The 20,104-nt window shown below is 66.7% G+C and carries 21 protein-coding genes; 14 read left to right on the top strand and 7 right to left on the bottom strand.

All coding sequences use genetic code 11. The annotated features are described in order from the left end of the window. Window positions 1-81 precede the first annotated feature (81 nt). A complete protein-coding gene (locus AC07PV_RS15105) occupies window positions 82-348 on the top strand; it encodes a hypothetical protein (RefSeq protein ID WP_218295616.1) in 267 nt (88 codons plus the stop codon). 17 nt (window positions 349-365) lie between these two features. Here AC07PV_RS15105 and queF read toward each other — a convergent pair whose 3' ends face one another. From queF to AC07PV_RS15085, 4 genes are all read right to left on the bottom strand, one after another. Next, the gene (queF, locus tag AC07PV_RS15100; RefSeq protein ID WP_494630616.1) at window positions 366-1,211 is read right to left on the bottom strand and encodes an NADPH-dependent 7-cyano-7-deazaguanine reductase QueF; all 846 of its coding nucleotides are present in this window, start codon (window positions 1,209-1,211) and stop codon (window positions 366-368) included. Window positions 1,212-1,268: 57 nt separating this feature from the next. After that, complete coding sequence (locus AC07PV_RS15095; protein WP_492244146.1) at window positions 1,269-2,180, bottom strand: 2OG-Fe(II) oxygenase; 912 nt, start codon at window positions 2,178-2,180, stop codon at window positions 1,269-1,271. Between the two features lie 35 nt (window positions 2,181-2,215). After that, window positions 2,216-3,001 carry a peroxide stress protein YaaA gene (yaaA, locus tag AC07PV_RS15090; protein WP_494630615.1) on the bottom strand — a complete coding sequence of 262 codons (786 nt, stop codon included), beginning with the start codon at window positions 2,999-3,001 and terminating at the stop codon, window positions 2,216-2,218. 188 nt (window positions 3,002-3,189) lie between these two features. Further along, window positions 3,190-6,348 carry an Rne/Rng family ribonuclease gene (locus tag AC07PV_RS15085; protein WP_494630613.1) on the bottom strand — a complete coding sequence of 1,053 codons (3,159 nt, stop codon included), beginning with the start codon at window positions 6,346-6,348 and terminating at the stop codon, window positions 3,190-3,192. A 598-nt stretch (window positions 6,349-6,946) separates the two neighbouring features. Between AC07PV_RS15085 and AC07PV_RS15080 the strand changes: the two genes are divergently transcribed. From AC07PV_RS15080 to AC07PV_RS15065, 4 genes are all read left to right on the top strand, one after another. Further along, window positions 6,947-7,960, top strand: coding sequence for an RluA family pseudouridine synthase (locus AC07PV_RS15080; RefSeq protein WP_218295611.1), 1,014 nt, complete (start codon window positions 6,947-6,949; stop codon window positions 7,958-7,960). 20 nt (window positions 7,961-7,980) lie between these two features. Beyond that, a complete protein-coding gene (locus tag AC07PV_RS15075) occupies window positions 7,981-8,655 on the top strand; it encodes an HAD family hydrolase (RefSeq protein WP_218295610.1) in 675 nt (224 codons plus the stop codon). A gap of 32 nt (window positions 8,656-8,687) precedes the next feature. Beyond that, a complete protein-coding gene (locus AC07PV_RS15070) occupies window positions 8,688-9,065 on the top strand; it encodes a Rieske (2Fe-2S) protein (RefSeq protein WP_218340096.1) in 378 nt (125 codons plus the stop codon). Between the two features lie 101 nt (window positions 9,066-9,166). Next, window positions 9,167-10,213, top strand: a complete 1,047-nt coding sequence (locus AC07PV_RS15065) for a S49 family peptidase (RefSeq protein ID WP_218340097.1) — start codon at window positions 9,167-9,169, stop codon at window positions 10,211-10,213. 163 nt (window positions 10,214-10,376) lie between these two features. Here AC07PV_RS15065 and AC07PV_RS15060 read toward each other — a convergent pair whose 3' ends face one another. The 3 genes from AC07PV_RS15060 to AC07PV_RS15050 form a co-directional block, all read right to left on the bottom strand. Next, window positions 10,377-11,510, bottom strand: a complete 1,134-nt coding sequence (locus AC07PV_RS15060) for a toxin-antitoxin system YwqK family antitoxin (protein WP_494630612.1) — start codon at window positions 11,508-11,510, stop codon at window positions 10,377-10,379. 49 nt (window positions 11,511-11,559) lie between these two features. Then, window positions 11,560-12,336: an SAM-dependent methyltransferase gene (locus tag AC07PV_RS15055; protein ID WP_218295607.1), complete on the bottom strand. Its 777-nt coding sequence runs from the start codon at window positions 12,334-12,336 to the stop codon at window positions 11,560-11,562. A gap of 121 nt (window positions 12,337-12,457) precedes the next feature. Beyond that, window positions 12,458-13,057, bottom strand: a complete 600-nt coding sequence (locus tag AC07PV_RS15050; RefSeq protein ID WP_492807387.1) for a Maf family protein — start codon at window positions 13,055-13,057, stop codon at window positions 12,458-12,460. 25 nt (window positions 13,058-13,082) lie between these two features. Here AC07PV_RS15050 and AC07PV_RS15045 point away from each other — a divergent pair, with 25 nt between their 5' ends. The 9 genes from AC07PV_RS15045 to AC07PV_RS15005 all read left to right on the top strand — a co-directional run bounded on the left by AC07PV_RS15045 (window position 13,083) and on the right by AC07PV_RS15005 (window position 20,104). Further along, window positions 13,083-13,634, top strand: coding sequence for a YceD family protein (locus AC07PV_RS15045; protein ID WP_492244143.1), 552 nt, complete (start codon window positions 13,083-13,085; stop codon window positions 13,632-13,634). A gap of 108 nt (window positions 13,635-13,742) precedes the next feature. Further along, complete coding sequence (gene rpmF, locus AC07PV_RS15040; protein WP_005794249.1) at window positions 13,743-13,925, top strand: 50S ribosomal protein L32; 183 nt, start codon at window positions 13,743-13,745, stop codon at window positions 13,923-13,925. A gap of 108 nt (window positions 13,926-14,033) precedes the next feature. Then, complete coding sequence (plsX, locus tag AC07PV_RS15035; RefSeq protein ID WP_218340100.1) at window positions 14,034-15,089, top strand: phosphate acyltransferase PlsX; 1,056 nt, start codon at window positions 14,034-14,036, stop codon at window positions 15,087-15,089. Beyond that, a complete protein-coding gene (locus AC07PV_RS15030; protein WP_218295603.1) occupies window positions 15,089-16,066 on the top strand; it encodes a beta-ketoacyl-ACP synthase III in 978 nt (325 codons plus the stop codon). Before plsX ends, AC07PV_RS15030 begins: the two co-directional genes overlap by 1 nt. A gap of 60 nt (window positions 16,067-16,126) precedes the next feature. Continuing rightward, the gene (fabD, locus tag AC07PV_RS15025; RefSeq protein ID WP_494630611.1) at window positions 16,127-17,077 is read left to right on the top strand and encodes an ACP S-malonyltransferase; all 951 of its coding nucleotides are present in this window, start codon (window positions 16,127-16,129) and stop codon (window positions 17,075-17,077) included. Further along, window positions 17,074-17,820, top strand: coding sequence for a 3-oxoacyl-ACP reductase FabG (fabG, locus tag AC07PV_RS15020; RefSeq protein ID WP_218295601.1), 747 nt, complete (start codon window positions 17,074-17,076; stop codon window positions 17,818-17,820). The genes fabD and fabG overlap by 4 nt, the downstream gene beginning before the upstream one ends. Before the next feature lie 103 nt (window positions 17,821-17,923). Next, window positions 17,924-18,163, top strand: a complete 240-nt coding sequence (gene acpP / locus AC07PV_RS15015) for an acyl carrier protein (RefSeq protein ID WP_003058049.1) — start codon at window positions 17,924-17,926, stop codon at window positions 18,161-18,163. Between the two features lie 48 nt (window positions 18,164-18,211). Continuing rightward, on the top strand, window positions 18,212-19,456 hold the full coding sequence (gene fabF, locus AC07PV_RS15010; protein ID WP_218295600.1) for a beta-ketoacyl-ACP synthase II: 1,245 nt from the start codon (window positions 18,212-18,214) through the stop codon (window positions 19,454-19,456). A gap of 135 nt (window positions 19,457-19,591) precedes the next feature. Continuing rightward, entirely contained in the window at window positions 19,592-20,104 is a 513-nt protein-coding gene (locus AC07PV_RS15005) for a hypothetical protein (protein WP_218340102.1), read from the top strand.

Here is a 20,104-nt window from a genome sequence, read left to right as displayed (position 1 = left end):
GCCGTGGCGGGGCGCGCGGTATTTCTTGACGAATTCTTACTGCTAACTTACAGTGAATTTCCCGTTTTCCGGGAGGTTCCCATGACCCTGAACGAGCTGCAACGCATCAAGCAGTGGCATGTCGCGCACAAGGCCGAGCACCCGCTGGAGTACCACCTCTGGGACCTGGTGTTGACGATCTGGATGCTGGGGTGGGTGGGCTGGTTTCCCATCTGCGCCTTTGGCGAGCCCTGGACCGCGCCGGTGTGCCTGGTCGCCATCTTTCTGCCCAGCCTGTATGTGACCTGGCGCACCCGCGCGCATGCGCGCCACACCCTGCGGTGCGACTGGATTGACGCGCGCGGTTAGCGGATCTTTGGAGGGCCTTACTGGCGGGCGGTGCGCACGTTGCGCGGCAGGCCCTGCGGGTGGCTGGTGCGCAGCGGGTTGATGTCCAGGCCGCCCCGGCGCGTGTAGCGCGCATACACGGTGAGCTTGATGGGTTTGCAGCGGGTCCACACGTCCATGAAGATGCGCTCCACGCACTGCTCGTGGAATTCGTTGTGGTTGCGAAAGCTCACCAGGTACTGCAGCAGGCCTTCCTGGTTGATCTGCGGGCCGCTGTAGCTGATCTGCACGCTGCCCCAGTCGGGCTGGCCCGTCACCAGGCAGTTGCTCTTGAGCAGGTTGCTGGTGAGCACTTCGGACACGGGGGCCTCGCCAAACACGGCCGTCAGCAGCTCGGGCGCGGGCTGGTACTGCGTGCATTCCACGTCCAGCCGATCGAGGCTCAGGCCGTCGAGTTCGTGCACGGGCTCCTGGTCGAACAGTTCGGGGCTGAGGAGCCGCACGCCCACGGTGGCCGGGTGCTCCGCGCCGCGCCATACGGCCTCGCTGATGTCGGCACGGATGCGGGCCTGCACCTCGGCCGCATCCGTGAATCGGGTGTTGTTGAAACTGTTGAGGTAGAGCTTGAACGACTTGCTCTCCACGATGTTGGGGGTCTCGCACGGCATGGTGATGTGCGCCAGCGCCACCTGCGGCTTGCCGCGCTGGTTGAGCCACGACAGCTCGAACGCCGTCCACAGGTCGGCGCCGAAGAACGGCGCGGCGCCGGTGACACCGATCTCGGCCCGCTTGCCCGCGCGGGGGATGGGGAACAGCAGAGAGGCGTCGTACTGGTCGATGTAGGCCGATGCCTTGCCGAGTTGGGATTGTTCCGGGGTGTTCATGGATACTATTAAATTGATAGCTGGTAGCGCAATGTGGATAAGCGCCAAGGCCTGTTTTTATTTGAATTCCCGCTCGCGCAGCCACTTGGTGGCGATCCATTTTTCGCCGGCGATCACCGGGGCGCCGCCATGCAGGGTGCGCGTGGACGGGTGCGGGCGCTCGTAGCTGAAGAACACGGCATTGCCGCGCTGCGGCGCCACTTCCACATGCACATCGGGGAAGGTGGTGCCGCCGCCTTTCTCGGGCGTGTTCAGGTACATCACGAGCGTGCCCACACGCTGGCCGCCGCGCTTGACGATGGTGGGCGTGCCCGGCTCGGCGGGGTCGAAGTAGTCGTAGTGCGGCTTGTATTCGGCACCGGGGCGGTAGTGCAGCACCTGCAGGCCCTCGCCGTTCTCGATGGGCCAGTTCAGCAGGCGGGCGATGCGCTCCTCGATGCGCTGCAGCAGCGGGCTTTCGCCGCGCTGGAAGAACATGCCGTCGCTCGTGCGGTCGTCGTTGACTTCCTCGCCCCCCGTCTTGGTGGCCACGGTGAGCGAGCGCGCCATGCGCGGCGCGGCGGCGGCGATCAGAGCGTCGCATTCTTCGGGCGACAGCAGGTTGCCGAACACCACGATGCGCGGCTGGGCGATCGCCAGCAGCACGTTCACGCTGCGGTCGCCGGCCTCAAGCTGCGCGGGGGATTCGTCCAGCCGCGGCTCGGGCACCGCCACGGCGGGTGGCTGGCCCTGCTGCACGGCCAGTTCGTTGAGGTGGTCCTGCAGCGTGATCTCCAGCGCATCGGCGGCCACGTTCTCATCCCAGCCCGCATCGCGCATGGACTGCAGCACCACGGGCGCGGCATAGCCTGCCTGGGCCTGCTCGATGATCCAGCGGCGCAGCTCGGGCGTGATGGCCTGCCGCGCGGCACCGCGGTCCTGGTGGGTTGCCGTGGTGCTGTCCGGGTGCTGTTCAGAACGCGATGTCATGGCGGTCCTTCAACGTAAGCAGGTTTCTTTCGGGGTTACGGGGCGGGTGCTGCCTTGCGCCGGAATACCAGGCGCTCGGGCCCGGATGATGCCGGGGCAAAGGCATAGCCGTCCAGATCAAACCCTTCCAGCTGGCGGGGTGTGGCAAGGCGGTGCGTGACGGCATAGCGGGCCATGAGGCCGCGCGCGCGCTTGGCGTGGAAGCTGATGATCTTGTAGCCGCCGCCTTTCCAGTCCTCGAACACGCATTCGACCACGCGTGCCTTGAGCGCCTTGCGGTCCACGGCCTTGAAGTACTCCTGCGACGCCAGGTTGACCACGACGGGCGTGGTGTCGGCGCGCAGCCGGGTGTTGAGGTGCTCGGCGATCTGGCTGCCCCAGAACTGGTACAGGTTGCTGCCCGCGGCCGTGGCCAGGCGCGTGCCCATCTCCAGCCGGTAGGGCTGCATGCGGTCGAGCGGGCGCAGCACGCCGTACAGGCCGCTCAGGATCGCCACGTGGCGCTGGGCCCAGTCCAGGTCGTCGGCGGTGAGCGCGCGCGCCTGCAGGCCTTCGTACACGTCGCCGTCGAAGGCCAGCAGCGCCTGGCGCGAGTTGGCGGCGGTGAAGCGGGGGCGCCAGGCCTGGTAGCGCGCCACGTTGAGCGCGGCCAGCTTGTCGCTCAGGTCCATGAGCGAGGCGATGTCCTGGGGGGACTGGGTGCGCAGCACCTCGATCAGGGCCGTGGACTGTGGCACGAACTGGGGCGTGGAATGGGGCAGCCCCTCGGGCAGGGGGGTGTCGTAGTCAAGGGATTTGGCTGGGGACAGCAGGAACAGCATGTGGGAGTCCGGGTGGTCCGTGGGGCTCGGAAGGGGAGAAGGCTGGGCGGAGCGAGGCCGGAATGCCGGCAGCGGCCAAAATGGTACCTGCTGCAGGGCCGCCGCAGCGCCAAGGCGTTGTTCAGGGCCCCCAAAGCAAGAAGGCGGCCCTGGGCCGCCTTCTTGTTTTCAGGGCCGCAGCCGGTGGATCAGGCCGCCGGCGGCTGCTCGAAAGGCAGGGTCATCGCCGACAGGTCGCGGCGGGTTTCCACCAGCACCAGCGGGCCTTCGTCCAGCACGACCGCGGGCGGCCGTTCGCGTGGAACGCGGATGGGTTGCGGTTCGGCGGCGATCGCCGCCTGCACGGCGGCGATCTTGCCCGCGTCCGAGTTCACCCATTGCAGCCCCGACGAGGCGGCAACCTGCTGGAGCTCGTCGACCGGCAGCGTGAAGGACTGGACACGGGGCATGCCGTTGGCGGCAGCCGCCGCAGCAGCAACCGCCACCGGGGCTGGCGCGGGCGCGGCAACGGGTGCGACCGGGGGCGCCACGGGTGCCGCGGCAGCAGGGGCCGTGGCGGCCACCGGAGCAGCCACGGGCGCTGGCGCTGCAGCCGCCACCGGGGCGGCAGCCGGAGCCTCGGCCACGGCGGCCTCCACCGGTGCGGCGGGGGCGCTGAAGTAGCTGCGGCGTGGAGCCTCATCCTGCTCCGGCGCCGGTTCGGCCTGGGGTGCGGTGACGGCGGTGGGATCGAAGTCCAGCATCGCCGGTGCCGCTGCCGTGGTCTCGGCGCTGTCGCGAGGACCTCGCTCGCCGCGTTCGCGGCGGTCACGGCCGTAGCGGTCGCGCGAGCGGCGCTCACGGCGCTGCTGCTCTTCGCTGGCCGGGGCGCCATTGCCCGCGGCCACGTCGTTGCCGGACAGGTCCAGGTCGGGCAGCGATGCCAGAGGGGCGGTGTCGACGAAGTCGCCCGCGGCCGGCGCGGTGCTCTCCTGCGCTTCGACAGCACGGGGCGTGCGTTCGCCGCGCTCTGCACGGTCTCCACGTTCGCGGCGGCCGGAGCCTTCGCCACGGTCACGGCGCGGACCGCGCTCGCCGCGCGGCTGCTGGCCCGCTTCCGCGCTGTTGCCGTTCGGACCTTCCACCTGCGCCTGCGCGGCAGCGGTGTTGTCGCCGTTCAGGCCGGCGGCCTGGTTGCGGGGCTCGGCGTCGCGGCGGCCACGGCCACCGTCACGGCCGTTGCGGCCTTCGCGTCCCTCACGGGCTTCGCCTTCGGGGCGGCGGTCGGTGTCGCGGGGTGGGCGGCCCTCGGCGTCGCGCGGAGCGCGGCCTTCGGCCGAGCGCTCGCCACGGCGGCCGCGGCCTTCGCTGGCGCCTTCGCGGTTGCCGCCATCACGGCCGCCTTCGCGTTGGCCTTCCCGGTTGCCATCGCGTTGGCCTTCCCGGTTGCCATCGCGGCCACCACGGCGGCCACGGCCTTCGCCGTTGCGGCCATCGCGGCGGGGCTCGCCGCGGCCCGTGGTTTCAGGTGTGGCGGCGGGGGCAGGGGCTGCTGCCACCGGTGCGGGGGCTGCCGGTGCATCGCCAAAGCCGAACAGGCTCTTGAGCCAGGAAAAGAAGCCTTGCTCCTGCGGCGCGGCGGCGGCAGCGGGCGCTGGCGCAGCCACGGGGGCCTGGGCGGGTGCCGCGGGCGCGGCAGCGGGGCGCTGGCCGGCGCGGGGTGGGCGGGCCGCGCCTTCGGGGCGGGGCTCGGCCACGGGGGCGGGAGCATCGGGCAGCACGCCCTTGATGACGGGGGTCTGCTTGTTGGTGGGCTCCTGCGAGCGGCGCGTCACGGCCGTGGGGTCTTCCACTTCCTCGGCGAGCTTGTAGCTGGCTTCGATGTGGTCCAGGCGCGGATCGTCGTGCTTGAGGCGTTCCAGGCGGTAGTTGGGGGTTTCCAGCGTCTTGTTGGGCACCATCAGCACGGCCACGCGCTGCTTGAGTTCGATCTTGGCGATCTCGGTGCGCTTTTCGTTGAGCAGGAACGAGGCCACTTCCACCGGCACCTGGCAGTGCACGGCGGCCGTGTTGTCCTTCATGGACTCTTCCTGGATGATGCGCAGGATTTGCAGGGCCGAGCTTTCCGTGTCGCGGATGTGGCCCGAGCCGCCGCAGCGGGGGCAGGGGATGGACGAGCCTTCGCTCAAGGCGGGCTTCAGGCGCTGGCGGCTCATCTCCATGAGGCCGAACTTGCTGATGGTGCCGAACTGCACGCGGGCGCGGTCCTGGCGCAGCGCGTCGCGCAGGCGGTTTTCCACTTCGCGGCGGTTCTTGCTCTCCTCCATGTCGATGAAGTCGATCACGATCAGGCCGCCCAGGTCGCGCAGGCGCATCTGGCGCGCCACTTCGTCGGCGGCTTCCAGGTTGGTGCGGGTGGCGGTTTCCTCGATGTCGCCGCCCTTGATGGCGCGGGCCGAGTTCACGTCCACGCTGACCAGCGCTTCGGTGTGGTCGATCACGATGGCGCCGCCCGAGGGCAGTTGCACGGTGCGGGCGTAGGCCGATTCGATCTGGTGCTCGATCTGGAAGCGGCTGAACAGGGCGGCGTCGTCGCGGTAGCGCTTCACGCGGGCGGCATGCTCGGGCATGACGTGCGCCATGAACTGCTGCGCCTGTTCGTAGATGTCGTCGGTATCGATGAGGATGTCACCGATGTCGTTGTTGAAGTAGTCGCGGATCGCGCGGATGACGAGGCTCGATTCCTGATAGATCAGGAAGGCGCCCTTGCCGCCCTTGGCGGCGCCGTCGATGGCGTTCCACAGCTTGAGCAGGTAGTTCAGGTCCCACTGCAGCTCGGGCGCGGTGCGGCCGATGCCGGCGGTGCGCGCGATGATGGACATGCCGTTGGGGTATTCCAGCTGGTCCATCGCCTCCTTGAGCTCGGCGCGGTCCTCGCCCTCGATGCGGCGCGAAACGCCACCGCCACGGGGGTTGTTGGGCATCAGCACCACGTAGCGGCCGGCCAGCGAGACGAAGGTGGTCAGGGCCGCGCCCTTGTTGCCGCGCTCTTCCTTTTCGACCTGGACCAGCAGCTCCTGGCCCTCGCGGATCACTTCATTGATGCGTGCCTGGCTGGGCGAGACACCGGGGGTGAAGTAGCTGCGCGAGATTTCCTTGAACGGCAGGAAGCCGTGGCGGTCTTCGCCGTAGTCGACGAAGCAGGCTTCCAGCGAGGGCTCGACGCGCGTGACGACGGCCTTGTAGATGTTGCCCTTGCGCTGTTCGCGCCCCTCGATTTCGATTTCGTAGTCGAGGAGCTTCTGTCCGTCGACGATGGCCAGGCGCCGTTCTTCAGGCTGCGTGGCGTTGATGAGCATCCGCTTCATGATGCGATTCCTTCAGTGTTTCGCGGACAGCAGCGGAGCAGCCAACCGTGACCCACGGAGAGGGCTGCGCGGGCTGCCGCCCACAGTTTCCAAACCAATACAACAAGCTCTACAGGAGCTGTGAATGCCTGGACTGACGCATCGAAACGAAGGGAATTGCCGGGAATGCCAAGGGTCTGCCGAGCGCTAGCGCGGCAGGAAAAGGCAGGGGCGCGTGGATGGGGGCGAGTGAGAGTGGCGCAGTTTTGCTACTAAAATAGTAGCGTGTTGCGCTTGCAGGACGGGCGCTGGGGCGGAATGTGCGTGTGCGGCCGGGGGCAACAGCCACCGCCACAAGGTCACCATCCATGCCATCAACAACCACATGCTCGCTTCGATCCGCTGGCAGGCTGCTCCCGGGTAGGGTGCGTCTGCCAGCTTGGGGATTCCGTATCAGTGTTTCAATCTGTCAGCCCGCCGAACGAAGCGCAGGCCACCGCAGGCATCTGGCCTGCAATCTGCGTGCACGACGCCCGCTGGCATCGACCTTCCTGCACGAGGGAAAGGGTTGCGTGGACTAAACTCCAGACAAATCAACCACTTACACAGCAACGCGCAGGTGAAACACATTATAGGGGCCAAACCGCCATCCGACCGCACCACGGCGGCAAGCCCTCCGGCGGCACGCCTGATCGAGGTCGATTCCGATTCCGCGGGCCAGCGGCTCGATAACTTTTTGATACGCCACTTGAAAGGTGTGCCAAAAACGCACGTCTACCGCATCATCCGCAGCGGCGAGGTGCGCATCAACAAAGGCCGCGTGAGTGCCGACACCCGCGTGGAAGCAGGGGACGTGGTGCGCCTGCCTCCTGTTCGAATTTCAGACAAGGTGGCCGAGAAGGCCGAGCGTCCGGCGCCCGCGCGCGAATTTCCCATCCTGCTCGAAGACGAGCATCTGATCGCCATCGACAAACCTGCCGGTGTGGCGGTGCACGGCGGCAGCGGCGTGAGCTTCGGCGTGATCGAGCAGTTGCGCCAGGCGCGCCCGGCCGCGAAATTCCTGGAGCTGGTGCACCGGCTGGACCGCGAGACCTCGGGCATCCTGCTGGTGGCCAAGAAGCGCTCGGCGCTCACGCACCTGCAGGACCAGTTCCGCGAGCGCGAGACCGGCAAGACCTACCTGGCACTCGTCACGGGTGCCTGGCCCGCCAACAAGAAAGTCATCGACCTGCCGCTGCACAAGTACCTGCAGGCCGACGGGGAGCGCCGTGTGCGCGTGACCACGGCCGACGACCCGGACGGCATGCGCTCCGTCACGCTCGTCAAGGTGCGCAGCTCGGTGCCCCCGCGCCCCGCGCAGGGGCTGCCCGCCATGTCGCTGCTGGAGGTGACCATCAAGACCGGCCGCACCCACCAGATCCGCGTGCACCTGGCCAGCCAGGGGCATGCCATCGTGGGGGACGACAAGTACGGGGATTTCGATCTCAACAAGCGGCTGCAGAAGCTGGGCATGAAGCGCATGTTCCTGCATGCCTGGCGGTTACAGTTCAACCATCCCGCCTCGGGCGAGCGCGTGGCGCTCCATGCCGAGCTGCCGTCCGAACTGGCCGGCTTTGTGCCTTCTCCTGCCTGAAATGGCGCGAACAACCCCCCATGCCCTCCACCACCTCCCGCCCGCGCCGTTTCGATCTCATCGCCTTTGACTGGGACGGCACCCTGTTTGATTCCACCGCCATCATCGTGCGCTGCATCCAGGCGGCGGTTCGCGATGTCGGTGGCACGGTGCCCACCGACAAGGAGGCCGCCTACGTGATCGGCATGGGGCTCATGCAGGCCCTGGCCCATGCCGCCCCCGACGTGCCGCCCGAGAAGTACACCGACCTGGGCAACCGCTACCGGTTCCACTACATCCAGCACCAGGAGGACCTGAGCCTGTTCGACGGCGTGCTGCCGCTGCTGGCCGACCTGCGCGATCGCGGGCACCTGCTGGCGGTGGCCACGGGCAAGAGCCGCCGCGGCCTGGACGATGCGCTGCATTCGGTGGACCTGCGCGGCGTGTTCGATGGCTCGCGCACGGCCGACCAGACCGCGGGCAAGCCGCATCCGCTGATGCTGCAGGAGCTGATGGCCGAGTTCGACGTGCCGCCCGAGCGGCTGCTGATGGTGGGCGACACCACGCACGACCTGCAGATGGCGGTGAATGCCGGCTGCGCCAGCGTGGGGGTGAGCTACGGCGCGCATGAGCCCGAGGTGTTCCATGCGCTCAACCCGCTGCACGTGGCCCATTCGGTGCGCGATCTGCACGACTGGCTGCTGCAATACGCCTGACGGGCGGGCACGATGCGCAAGCGAGCATTCCCATGACGGACCTTCCTGACCGGGCCATTGCGTTGTGCAACAGCGCCGACCTGGCCGACAGCGGCCTGGCTGTTGCGTTTGACGTGGTCTATGCGGGGCAGACCTGCCGGGCCTTTGCCATCCGCTACCGCGGCACGCCCCATGCCTATCTCAACCGCTGCACGCACGTGGCGATGGAAATGGACTACCAGCCCGACCGGTTTTTTGACGATACCGGCCAGTGGCTGCTGTGCGCCACCCATGGTGCGGCCTACCTGCCCAGCACGGGGCAGTGTGCGGGGGGGCCCTGCCGGGGCGGCCTGGTGAAAATTGCCTTGTCGGAAAGCGATGGCGTGGTGCACTGGCATACTGCATACAACCTGCAACCCGTAGAGTTCTAGAAAAACTAGATGAATTACCCTTATGTGCTGTCGTCCGGTGCCTTGCCCGTGCCCTGGACAGGCCGCCCCGGCAAGGCAGGCGCAGCGCCAGGACGCATGACATGACCGACCCCCAACCGCCCGGTTCCCCGGGTTTTGACCCCAAAAGCAACCCAGCGCCCGACCTGTGGGCGCAATCAGCTACGAATTCAGGAGCATCTGTGAGCGACTCATCGCGTGAACCCGGCTGGGAACGCGCCACGCTGGAAAAGCTGGCCTTCTCTGCCCTGCAAGAGCAACGCAGCGCCCGCCGCTGGAAGATATTCTTCCGGCTGGCATGGCTGCTGCTGATCGCCGCCGTTGCCTTCGCCGCCCTGCGCCAGGCGTCGCCCAGCGCCAGCAAGAGCGCGCCGCACACGGCGGTGGTCGACATCAAGGGCGAGATCGCCGCGGGCGCCGAGGCCAGCGCCGAGTTCGTCGTGGCCGCGATGCGCAGCGCGCTGGAGGACGAAGGCTCGCAGGCGCTGGTGCTGCTCATCAATTCGCCCGGCGGCAGCCCGGTGCAGGCCGGCATCATCAACGACGAGATCGTGCGCCTGAAGGCCAAGCACAACAAGCCGATCTATGCCGTGGTGGAGGAAACCTGCGCCTCGGCCGCGTACTACATCGCCGCCGCGGCGGACGACATCTATGTGGACAAGGCCAGCATCGTGGGCAGCATCGGCGTGCTGATGGATGGCTTCGGCTTCACCGGCACCATGGAAAAGCTGGGCGTGGAGCGCCGCCTGCTGACCGCTGGCGAGAACAAGGGCTTTCTCGACCCGTTCAGCCCGCAGACCGAAAAGCAGCGCGCCTACGCGCAGACCATGCTCGACCAGATCCACCAGCAGTTCATCGCGGTGGTGAAGGCCGGGCGCGGCGACCGCCTCAAGACCACGCCCGACACGTTCAGCGGCCTGTTCTGGACCGGCCAGCAGGCCGTGGAAATGGGCCTGGCAGACAAGCTGGGCAACCTGGATTACGTGGCGCGCGAGGTGGTGAAGGCCGAGGACATCATCGACTACACCCGCCGCGACAACGTGGCCGAGCGCCTGGTCAAGCGTTTTGGCGCCGCCATCGGCGTGGGCGCGGTCAAGTCGCTGTCAGTGGCGGGGCCGCAGCTGCGCTGACGCCACCTGATCTGGCCTGCGGGCCACTCGCAGCCAATGCCCTGGGTGGAGATTCCATCCGGGGCATTTTTGCGTATGGGCGTGTGCGAATGGCGCCGCTGACCGGGCGGTGCAAGCCTCAGGGGCGGCAGGAGGGTGGAGGGGCCGGGGTGTGATGCCTGCTTCAGCTGTCCAGCCCGCCGGCCCTGCGCTGGCGCGAGCCGTCTTCAAGAATGGTGTCGTCCGCCACGAGCTTGCCCGCTTCGTCCCACTGCTTGCGCGCCGTGAGGCGTGTGCGGCCGCGGGCATCGGGGGCGGAATACTGCTCTTCCATCGCCAGCCGGCCGTTGTCGTGGAACGCCTGCTGCGTTCCCACGGGCCACTGGTCCTTGGTGAGCTGGTCGCGCCGCAGGAGGCTGCCGTCGTCGCGGTGCATCTCGCGCAGCAGGCGGGCCTGCTCGCCGCTGCCGCTCCAGGTGCTGCGTTCGCGCACGGACCCGTTGAGGTACCAGCGCTCCACCTGCACCTCGCGCCCGCCGTCAAAACCGCGCTGCTCGATGAGCTGGCCCGATGCGCCGTAGCGCCGGGTGCTCCACAGAGGGCCCCGGGTGTCGCGCAGCGCGCGCTCGTCGGGGGCGAAAACGCGTTCCTCGCGCAGCACGCTCCTGCCGCCTTCGGTGTGGAAGCTGCGGTGAACGCGCCGGCCTTCCACCACGAGCTGCTGGGCGGAGACGAGGCCGTCGCCGTTCCATTCGGTGGCGCTCAGCAGGCGGCCCTGGTCGTACCGAAGCTGTGCGGTTGGGGTCCCGTTTTCCGCGTGCAGCAGGGTGTCGGTGGCGCCATCGAAGCCGCAGAGCTTGCGGTCTTCGGGCAGCACGCTGGCACGGGGGCAGAGCAGGCGCGTGGGCTGGCCCCTGCCGTTGGTCTCCACATGAAAGAGCTCCTGCCCCTCGCCATGGAACGACACCCGCTCCACGCGGCCGGTGGCATCGAAGCGGCGCACCGCGCCCTGGGTGCGGCCGTTGTCGGCGGTTTCCTCGCGCCGCACCTGGCCGTCGGGCCAGAACTCGGCCACCCGGCCGTGGCTGTTGCCGCGTTCGTTCACCGTGCGCTCGCGCTGCAGGCGGCCTTCGCGGTCGAACATGCGCTCCTGGCCGATGTACTTGCCATTGCGCAGCTCCTGCTCTCGCTGGACATGGCCCGTGTCCTCTTCGCTGCAGCGCACGAGCCCGGACTGTCCGGCCGTTTCGGCACCGTTGGAGATGTTGATGGCCTTGCCGTTCAATTCACAACGAATAATGGCCTCTGCGCTTGTCATATAAGCGCTACAAGCTATTAAAGATATAGCAATCGAATGCGGCTGCATGTCAGCGGCCCAATGCGAACACCACGGGGGTGCGGTTGTCGGGGGGCTCGGGCTGCTGGCGCCATTGCCGCACCAGCTGGCTGCGGATGCGTGCGTCCGGCAGCGTCAGCCCGCTGGCCAGCGCCAGCCGGGTGTGGGGCTGCAGCGCCTGGACCAGCGCCTGCCACAGGGCCGCATTGCGGTACGGGGTTTCGATGAAGAGCTGGGTCTGCCCTGTCTTGAGGGCCAGGCCTTCGAGTTCCTTGATGCGCTGGGTGCGCTCCTGGCTGTCCTGTGGCAGATAACCGACGAATGCGAAGTTCTGCCCGTTCAGGCCGCTGGCCGCCAGTGCGAGGAGCAGCGACACCGGGCCCACCAGGGGGGCCACGGGGATCTGCAGATCGTGCGCGGCGCGCACCACGGACGAGCCCGGGTCGGCCACGGCGGGCATGCCCGCCTCGCTGACCAGTCCCATGTCATGCCCCGCCAGCGCGGCGGCCAGCAGGGGGCGGGCATCGAAGGGGGCCGACCCCTTGTCGCCATGGTCTCCCTTCTTGTGCACCTCGCGCGGCAGTTCGGTGATCTGCTGCTGCTGCAGGGAAGCGGCCAGGGGGTGGAGGGCATCGACGCGCTTGAGGTAGGCGCGGGTGCTCTTGGCGTTCTCGCACACCCAGTGGGTGAGCCGCGCCGCGGTCTGCAAGGTGCTGGCGGGCAGCGCATCCTGCAGCGGAACCTGGCTGTCGCAGCCAAAATCGAGCGGCGCGGGCACCAGGTACAGCGTTCCGGTTCTTGCGTTCATCGCTGGGCTCCATGGGGCTGCGTGGTACCTGCCATCCAGGCAACTGGCGCAGCCCAGGCCGAGGCGTGCCCTTCTGCGCAAGGAGTGGGTGGCTGCGCGACGCGGCTCGGGGGATGTTTCATCACGGCAGTACCAGCCCTGCCGCCCGCAGCATGCGGCAGGTGCGGATCAGCGGCAGCCCAATGAGCGCGGTGGGGTCGTCGCTCACGATGGCATCGAGCAGCGCGATGCCCAGGCCTTCGCTCTTGGCGCTGCCCGCGCAGTCGTAGGGCTGCTCGGCGCGCAGGTAGCGCTCTATCTCTGCGTCGGACAGGTCGCGGAATTTCACCTCCACCGCAGCCAGGTCCACCTGCTCGAAGCCCGTGGCGGCGCACACCACGGCCACGGCGGTCTGGAACACCACGGTCTGGCCCCGCATCTGGCGCAACTGCTGCACCGCGCGCTCGTGGTGGCCCGGCTTGCCCAGGGGTTCGCCCGCAAGGTCGGCGACCTGGTCGGAGCCGATCACCACGGCATCGGGGTGCTGGCGGGCCACCGCCTGGGCCTTGGCCACCGCCAGGCGCAAGGCCAGCGCGCGCGGGACCTCGCCCGGGCGGGGCGTCTCGTCCACATCGGGGGCGGCAACGTCGAAACGCAGGTTCAACCGCTGGAGCAATTCGCGTCGGTACCGCGAGGTGGAGCCCAATACCAGAGGGCGTTGCAGGGGAGGGGATTGATGCATGCGCCGATTCTCTTACACTGCCGCCATGACCAAGGAATTCTCCGCACAGCGCCTGGACGTGAAAGCCTTTGCACAGGCGGGCGGTCGGCTGTCGGGCCACGATTCGCTCTTGAAGTACGAACGCCTGGCCCAGGAGGCCAAGGGCCTGCACCCGGACCTGATGGTGGACTGGGAGGCGGTCGGCGAAGTGCGCACGGCGCTGGGTGGCATGGGCCAGGTGTGGCTGCATCTCAAGGTGCGGGCCAGTTTCCCCATGGAGTGCCAGCGCTGCATGACCCCGGTGGATGTCCCCTTGGAGGTGGACCGCGAGTTCCGCTTCGTGGCCGACGAAGCCACGGCCGAGGCGCTGGACGACGAGAGCGAGGAAGACCTGCTGGCCATGAGCCGCGAATTTGATCTGCGCGAGCTGATCGAAGACGAATTGCTGATGGCGCTGCCCGTGGTGCCCAAGCACGACGAATGCCCGACCTCGGTGCCCCTGGCTTCCTCGGATGAGGATTTCGAAGAGGCCAACGCCGAGAAGCCCAATCCATTTGCCGCGCTGGCGGGCCTGCGAAAACCCGGCAAAGGGTCATAAAGAGGCCGCGAGCCATTTAGGCTATAATCGAGGGCTTCGCGCGAATCCCCTCGTGTCTTTAATGGGCTGATCGCGTTTTTACCAACCTATTCAAGACCAGGAGCCATCATGGCCGTTCAGCAAAACAAAAAGTCCCCTTCCAAGCGCGGCATGCACCGCTCGCACAATGCCCTGAATGTGCCGGGCATTGCCGTGGAACCCACGACCGGTGAAACGCACCTGCGCCACCACATCAGCCCCAACGGCTTCTACCGCGGCCGCCAGGTGCTGAAGAACAAGTCTGAAGCCTGACTTTCGCCCCATCCAAAGGCCCGTTGCTACTGAAATCGTAGCGCGGGCCTTTGTTTTGACCGTTGCATTTCATCTTCCGGCCTGTCTGGCCGGTCGGACAAGTCGCCCATGATCACACTGGCTGTTGACTGCATGGGGGGCGACCATGGCCCCCGCGTCACGCTCGCGGCGTGCCGCCAGTTCCTAGATAACCACCCTGATGCCCGCCTGCTGCTCGTTGGCTTGGCGGACAGCCTGCAGTCGTTCTCGCACGACCGCGCCACCATCGTGCCCGCTTCCGAAGTGGTGGCCATGGATGACCCCGTGGAGGTGGCCCTGCGCAGGAAGAAGGACTCTTCGATGCGCGTGGCGATCCAGCAGGTCAAGGATGGCGCCGCCTCGGCGGCTGTCTCCGCAGGCAATACCGGCGCCCTGATGGCCATTGCCCGCTATCTGCTCAAGACGCTCGACGGCATCGACCGCCCGGCCATCGCCACGCAGATGCCCAATGCCGCCGGCGGCGCCACCACGGTACTGGACCTGGGCGCCAACGTGGATTGCTCTGCGGAGCACCTGCTTCAGTTCGCCGTCATGGGCTCCGCGCTGGTGTCCGCCCTCAGGGATGGCGGCGAGCCGACGGTGGGTCTCCTCAATATCGGTGAGGAAGTCATCAAGGGCAGCGAAGTGATTAAAAAAGCAGGTGAACTCCTGCGATCTGCTGCCAATTCTGGCGATCTGAATTTCTATGGAAATGTCGAAGGCAATGACATCTTCAAGGGAACGGTGGATATCGTCGTGTGTGACGGCTTTGTCGGCAACGTGGCCCTCAAGGCCAGCGAAGGCGTCGCGTCGATGATCATCGGTGCACTCAAGACCGAGTTCTCGCGCAACATCTTCACCAAAATTGCTGCCATCACTGCCTATCCGGTCTTAAAAGCGCTGATGAAGCGCATGGACTACCGTCGGTACAACGGTGCGGCCCTTCTGGGGCTGCGTGGACTGGTCTTCAAGAGCCATGGGTCGGCTGACACAATGGCCTTCGAGCAGGCGTTGAACCGGGCGTATGATGCAGCCCGCAACAACTTGCTCGACCGTGTCCGGACCCGGATTGCGCATGCAGCGCCTCTTCTGGTGCCTGCAGATGCACAGCCCCAGCCTGGCGTTGCGGCGACGATCACACATTGATGAGACGCTACTCCCGCATTACCGGCACCGGCAGCTACCTGCCCCCGCGCCGGCTGACCAACGCTGATCTGGTGGCCGAACTGGCCCAGCGCGGCATAGAAACCTCGGACGAATGGATCGTGGAGCGCACGGGCATCCGCGCCCGCCATTTCGCGGCGCCTGATGTCGCCAGCAGCGATCTGGGGCTGGAAGCCGCGCGCAACGCCCTGGAGGCCGCGGGGCTGCAGCCCACGGACATCGATCTGATCATCGTGGCCACGTCCACGCCGGACATGGTGTTTCCTTCGGCTGCCTGCATATTGCAGAACAAGCTGGGCGCCAATGGTTGCCCGGCGTTTGATGTGCAGGCGGTGTGCAGCGGTTTTGTCTATGCCCTGTCCGTGGCGGATGCCATGATCCAGACCGGCGCCGCCAACCGCGCGCTGGTCATTGGCGCTGAGGTTTTCAGCCGTATCCTGGACTTCAACGACCGTACCACCTGCGTGCTGTTTGGCGATGGGGCGGGTGCTGTGGTGCTGGAAGCGTCTGAGACGCCCGGCATCCTGTCCAGCGACCTGCACGCCGACGGCAGGCATGTGGGAATCCTGTGCGTGCCCGGCAACGTGGCCGGTGGCCAGGTGTTGGGGGACCCGGTCCTCAAGATGGACGGGCAGGCTGTTTTCAAGCTCGCTGTCGGGGTGCTCGAAAAGGCCGCGCATGCGGTGCTCGCGAAGGCGGGCATGACGGAGGCCGACATCGACTGGCTGATCCCGCACCAGGCCAACATCCGCATCATGCAGGGCACCGCCCGCAAGCTCAAGCTGTCCATGGACAAGGTGGTGGTCACGGTGGACCAGCATGGCAATACATCGGCCGCTTCCATTCCCCTCGCGCTGGACCACGCGGTGCGCTCCGGCCAGGTCAAAAAGGGCGAGACCCTGCTGCTCGAAGGTGTGGGCGGTGGCTTTACCTGGGGCGCGGTGCTCCTGAAGTTATAGCTTTCAGCGCTTATTGAATAAGCGCTGGGACTCGATTTCAATCATATTTCTGGATTTTTCATGAAATCTTTTGCATTTGTCTTTCCGGGGCAAGGCTCGCAATCGGTGGGCATGCTCGACGGATGGGGCGATCACCCGGTGGTCGTCCAGACCCTGCAGGAGGCATCGGATGCCCTGGGCGAGAACGTCGGCCTGTTGATCAAGGACGGCCCCAAGGAGGCGCTTGCGCTGACCGCCAATACGCAGCCTGTGATGCTGGTGGCGGGGGTCGCTGCATGGCGCGTGTGGCGCGCGGAGGGCGGCGCGGCTCCCGTGGCTGTGGCTGGCCATTCGCTGGGCGAATATTCGGCGCTGGTGGCGGCGGGGGTGCTGACGCTGGCCCAGGCCGCGCCACTGGTGCGTCTGCGGGCGGCCGCCATGCAGGAGGCCGTGCCCGTCGGCACCGGAGCGATGGCGGCGATTCTGGGCATGGAAGCCTCCAAGGTCATCGCGGGCTGCGCCGAGGCGCTGGCTTCGCTGGGTGCGGGCACGTCCGAGGTGGTCGAGGCGGTCAATTTCAACGACCCCATCCAGACCGTCATTGCAGGGACCAAGGCGGGTGTCGACAAGGCCTGCGAAGTTCTCAAGGCGGCGGGTGCCAAGCGTGCATTGCTGTTGCCTGTCTCCGCACCCTTTCATTCCAGCCTGATGAAGCCCGCCGCCGAGAAGCTGCGGCTGGCGCTGGCGGATGTGGCGTTTGCCGTTCCCCAGATCCCTGTGCTGAACAACGTGGATGTCGCGGTTCGCCAGGACGCGGATGCGATCCGGGATGCGCTGTACCGGCAAGCCTTTGGCCCCGTGCGCTGGGTGGAATGCGTGCAGGCCCTCAAGGCGCGCGGCGTGACCCATATTGTTGAAAGTGGCCCTGGCAAGGTGCTGGCCGGCCTGACCAAGCGCATCGACCCCGAGTTGGTGGGTGGTGCAATGTTTGATCCGGCCACGCTGGCCGAAACCCGGGAGTTGCTGGCATGACGGAAACCTCATCGGCCGCGCAGGTGGCGTTGGTGACAGGCGCATCGCGCGGCATTGGCGCGGCCATTGCGCTGGAACTGGCCGTTCGTGGCTATCAAGTGGTGGGCACGGCCACGACCGACGAGGGGGCTGAGCGCATCAGCCAGGCCCTGTCGGCCTATCCGGGCTGCCGTGGCGCCAACCTGAACGTGAACGATGCGGCCGCCGTTGATGCGCTGCTGGATGCCATCGTCAAGCAGCAGGGCGGATTGCATGTGCTGGTGAATAATGCGGGCATCACACGCGATACGCTGGCCATGCGCATGAAGGACGACGACTGGGACGCGGTGCTCGACACCAATCTCAAGGCCGTCTTTCGCGTGAGCCGTGCGGCCATCCGTCCGATGATGAAGCAGCGTTTTGGGCGCATCATCAGCATCACCAGCGTGGTGGGCGCCTCGGGCAATCCAGGCCAGGCCAACTACGCGGCTGCCAAGGCGGGCGTGGCCGGCATGGCGCGCGCACTGGCCCGCGAACTGGGCAGCCGCGGCATCACGGTCAACTGTGTGGCGCCGGGTTTTATCGAGACCGACATGACCTCCGTGTTGCCCGAAGACCAGCAAAAAGCGCTCAATGCGCAGATTCCCCTGGGCCACATGGGCAAGCCCGCAGACATCGCCCATGCGGTGGCCTACCTGGCTTCGCGCGAGGCTGGCTATGTCACCGGGCAGGAGTTGCATGTCAATGGCGGCATGTATATGTAATTGATGGAAGATAACGCCGGTTCATCCGGACGGCGGGCTGCTGAGGGGCTTCTCCTGAAGCAGCTAGAATCGCGGATTCATTCACAACCCCCAGAGGGAAACCATGAGCGATATCGAAGCACGCGTCAAAAAAATCATTGCCGAACAACTCGGCGTGGAAGAGTCCCAAGTCACCAATGAAAAGGCCTTCGTGGCAGACCTCGGTGCCGACTCGCTTGACACGGTGGAGCTGGTGATGGCGCTGGAAGACGAATTCGGCATCGAGATTCCGGATGAAGACGCCGAGAAGATCACCACGGTGCAAAACGCCATCGACTACGCCAATACCCACCAGAAGGCCTGAGCGGCGCTCTGCGCCTGACTCAAGCGATCAGCAGAAGGTTTTTTACGCATGAGCCGTCGTCGCGTTGTCGTGACCGGCCTGGGATGCGTCAGCCCCGTGGGCAACACGGTGGCCGAATCCTGGGCCAACCTCCTTGCCGGAAAATCCGGCATTGATCTCATCACCAAGTTCGACGCGTCGAACTTCGCCTGCAAGATCGCGGGGGAGGTCAAAGGTCTTGACCTGGAGTCGTACATCAGCGCCAAGGATGCGCGCGCGATGGACAGCTTCATTCATTTCGGCATCGCGGCAGCTGCGCAGGCGGTGCAGGATGCCGGCCTGCCCACGGGTGAGGCGCTCAGCGAAGAGTTCGCCACGCGCATTGCCTGTGTGATCGGATCGGGGATTGGTGGCCTGCCACTGATCGAGAACACCCACGCGGAACTGGTCAGCCGCGGCCCCCGTCGCATCACGCCGTTCTTCGTGCCGGCGTCCATCATCAACATGGTGGCGGGCCACGTGTCCATGCGCTTTGGCTTCAAGGGCCCCAACCTGGCGGTGGTCACTGCCTGCACCACGGGCCTGCACTGCATCGGCGAGGCCGGCCGGATGATCGAGTACGGCGATGCCGACGTGGTGGTCGCCGGTGGCACGGAATCCACGGTGTCGCCGCTGGGCATCGGGGGGTTCGCGGCCATGCGTGCCCTGTCCACCCGCAACGACGACCCCAAGACAGCATCCCGCCCCTGGGATAAGGACCGCGATGGTTTTGTGCTGGGCGAGGGCGCCGGCGTGATGGTGCTGGAAGAATATGAGCATGCCAAAGCCCGGGGTGCCAAGATTTACGCAGAATTGAGCGGCTTTGGCATGAGTGCCGATGCCGGGCACATGACGGCCCCCAACATGGATGGCCCGCGCCGCGCCATGCTCAACGCCTTGCGCAATGCGGGCATGAATGCCGACCAGGTCGACTACCTGAACGCCCACGGTACTTCCACGCCCCTGGGTGACATCAACGAAACAAATGCCATCAAGGCGGCCTTGGGCGACCATGCCTACAAGACCGTGGTGAGTTCTACCAAATCCATGACCGGCCACTTGCTGGGCGGCGCGGGTGGTATTGAGAGCATCTTCACGGTGTTGGCGCTGCATGAGCAAAAGGTGCCGCCGACCATCAATTTGCTGAATCAGGATCCGGAGTGCGATCTGGATTACTGCGCCAACACGGCGCGTGACATGAAGATCGACGTGGCCGTCAAGAACAACTTCGGTTTTGGCGGCACCAACGGAACCCTGGTCTTCAAACGCGTCTGATCCTCTGGCACCACATCCTGCCGCGCTGGATGACAAGGCCTTTCTGCCTTGTTGTTGCCTTGAGCCCGAGGGCGGGCCCGCCGCGAAGCTGTGCCCCGGCTTGGGCCGTGGGCTTTTGGTGACCGGTGGCGCGCCATGGACGTGATCTCCTCGCGGCGGCCGCCGGCGGTGCTGTACCCCCTGCGGCGCAGCCGTGCCCTGGGCTGTGTGCTGGCTGGCGTGCTGCTGGCAGGCGCGGGCGGGCTCGGGGCGTGGTTCTTTCGAGGCTCGGGTGCGGGCTCCCTCTGGCCTGTTCTGGCCGGCGGCGGGCTCTGGCTCGTGGCCGCCGCCAGCGCACTGCACTTCTGGGTTCACCAGTTTTCTGGTGCCATTCGCTGGGACGGACAGTCCTGGGCTCTGGAGAGTGGGCAGCCCGGCGACGCATTGGCGGCACTTTCCGCTTCCCCGGAAGTCCTTCTCGACGTGCAATCGCATCTGTGGCTGCGTGCGCGGCCCGCGGGGCGCGGCCGCATCTGGCTGTGGCTGGAGCGTTCCACCCAGCCTGAACGTTGGATGGATCTGCGCCGTGCGGTATATTCGCGCCCCAGACCGGGCGCTGGCAACGCTGACGAAACCGCCCCGGCAGCAGCCGTGGGGCGTGAATCCTGA

Source organism: Acidovorax sp. GW821-FHT09A11 (genome assembly GCF_059418365.1).
This window is presented reverse-complemented; position numbering and strand designations above follow the sequence as displayed.

Bases quoted from the DNA above. Each gene is read 5' to 3' on its own strand.
- AC07PV_RS15005 (WP_218340102.1), top strand. From the start codon at position 19,592: ATGGACGTGATCTCCTCGCGGCGGCCGCCGGCGGTGCTGTACCCCCTG.
- plsX (WP_218340100.1), top strand. From the start codon at position 14,034: ATGATCACACTGGCTGTTGACTGCATGGGGGGCGACCATGGCCCCCGC.
- queF (WP_494630616.1), bottom strand. From the start codon at position 1,211: ATGAACACCCCGGAACAATCCCAACTCGGCAAGGCATCGGCCTACATC.
- AC07PV_RS15105 (WP_218295616.1), top strand. From the start codon at position 82: ATGACCCTGAACGAGCTGCAACGCATCAAGCAGTGGCATGTCGCGCAC.
- AC07PV_RS15055 (WP_218295607.1), bottom strand. From the start codon at position 12,336: ATGAACGCAAGAACCGGAACGCTGTACCTGGTGCCCGCGCCGCTCGAT.
- AC07PV_RS15075 (WP_218295610.1), top strand. From the start codon at position 7,981: ATGCCCTCCACCACCTCCCGCCCGCGCCGTTTCGATCTCATCGCCTTT.
- AC07PV_RS15030 (WP_218295603.1), top strand. From the start codon at position 15,089: ATGAGACGCTACTCCCGCATTACCGGCACCGGCAGCTACCTGCCCCCG.
- acpP (WP_003058049.1), top strand. From the start codon at position 17,924: ATGAGCGATATCGAAGCACGCGTCAAAAAAATCATTGCCGAACAACTC.
- AC07PV_RS15050 (WP_492807387.1), bottom strand. From the start codon at position 13,057: ATGCATCAATCCCCTCCCCTGCAACGCCCTCTGGTATTGGGCTCCACC.
- AC07PV_RS15095 (WP_492244146.1), bottom strand. From the start codon at position 2,180: ATGACATCGCGTTCTGAACAGCACCCGGACAGCACCACGGCAACCCAC.
- AC07PV_RS15045 (WP_492244143.1), top strand. From the start codon at position 13,083: ATGACCAAGGAATTCTCCGCACAGCGCCTGGACGTGAAAGCCTTTGCA.
- AC07PV_RS15085 (WP_494630613.1), bottom strand. From the start codon at position 6,348: ATGAAGCGGATGCTCATCAACGCCACGCAGCCTGAAGAACGGCGCCTG.
- rpmF (WP_005794249.1), top strand. From the start codon at position 13,743: ATGGCCGTTCAGCAAAACAAAAAGTCCCCTTCCAAGCGCGGCATGCAC.
- yaaA (WP_494630615.1), bottom strand. From the start codon at position 3,001: ATGCTGTTCCTGCTGTCCCCAGCCAAATCCCTTGACTACGACACCCCC.
- fabD (WP_494630611.1), top strand. From the start codon at position 16,127: ATGAAATCTTTTGCATTTGTCTTTCCGGGGCAAGGCTCGCAATCGGTG.
- AC07PV_RS15065 (WP_218340097.1), top strand. From the start codon at position 9,167: ATGACCGACCCCCAACCGCCCGGTTCCCCGGGTTTTGACCCCAAAAGC.
- AC07PV_RS15070 (WP_218340096.1), top strand. From the start codon at position 8,688: ATGACGGACCTTCCTGACCGGGCCATTGCGTTGTGCAACAGCGCCGAC.
- fabG (WP_218295601.1), top strand. From the start codon at position 17,074: ATGACGGAAACCTCATCGGCCGCGCAGGTGGCGTTGGTGACAGGCGCA.
- fabF (WP_218295600.1), top strand. From the start codon at position 18,212: ATGAGCCGTCGTCGCGTTGTCGTGACCGGCCTGGGATGCGTCAGCCCC.
- AC07PV_RS15060 (WP_494630612.1), bottom strand. From the start codon at position 11,510: ATGACAAGCGCAGAGGCCATTATTCGTTGTGAATTGAACGGCAAGGCC.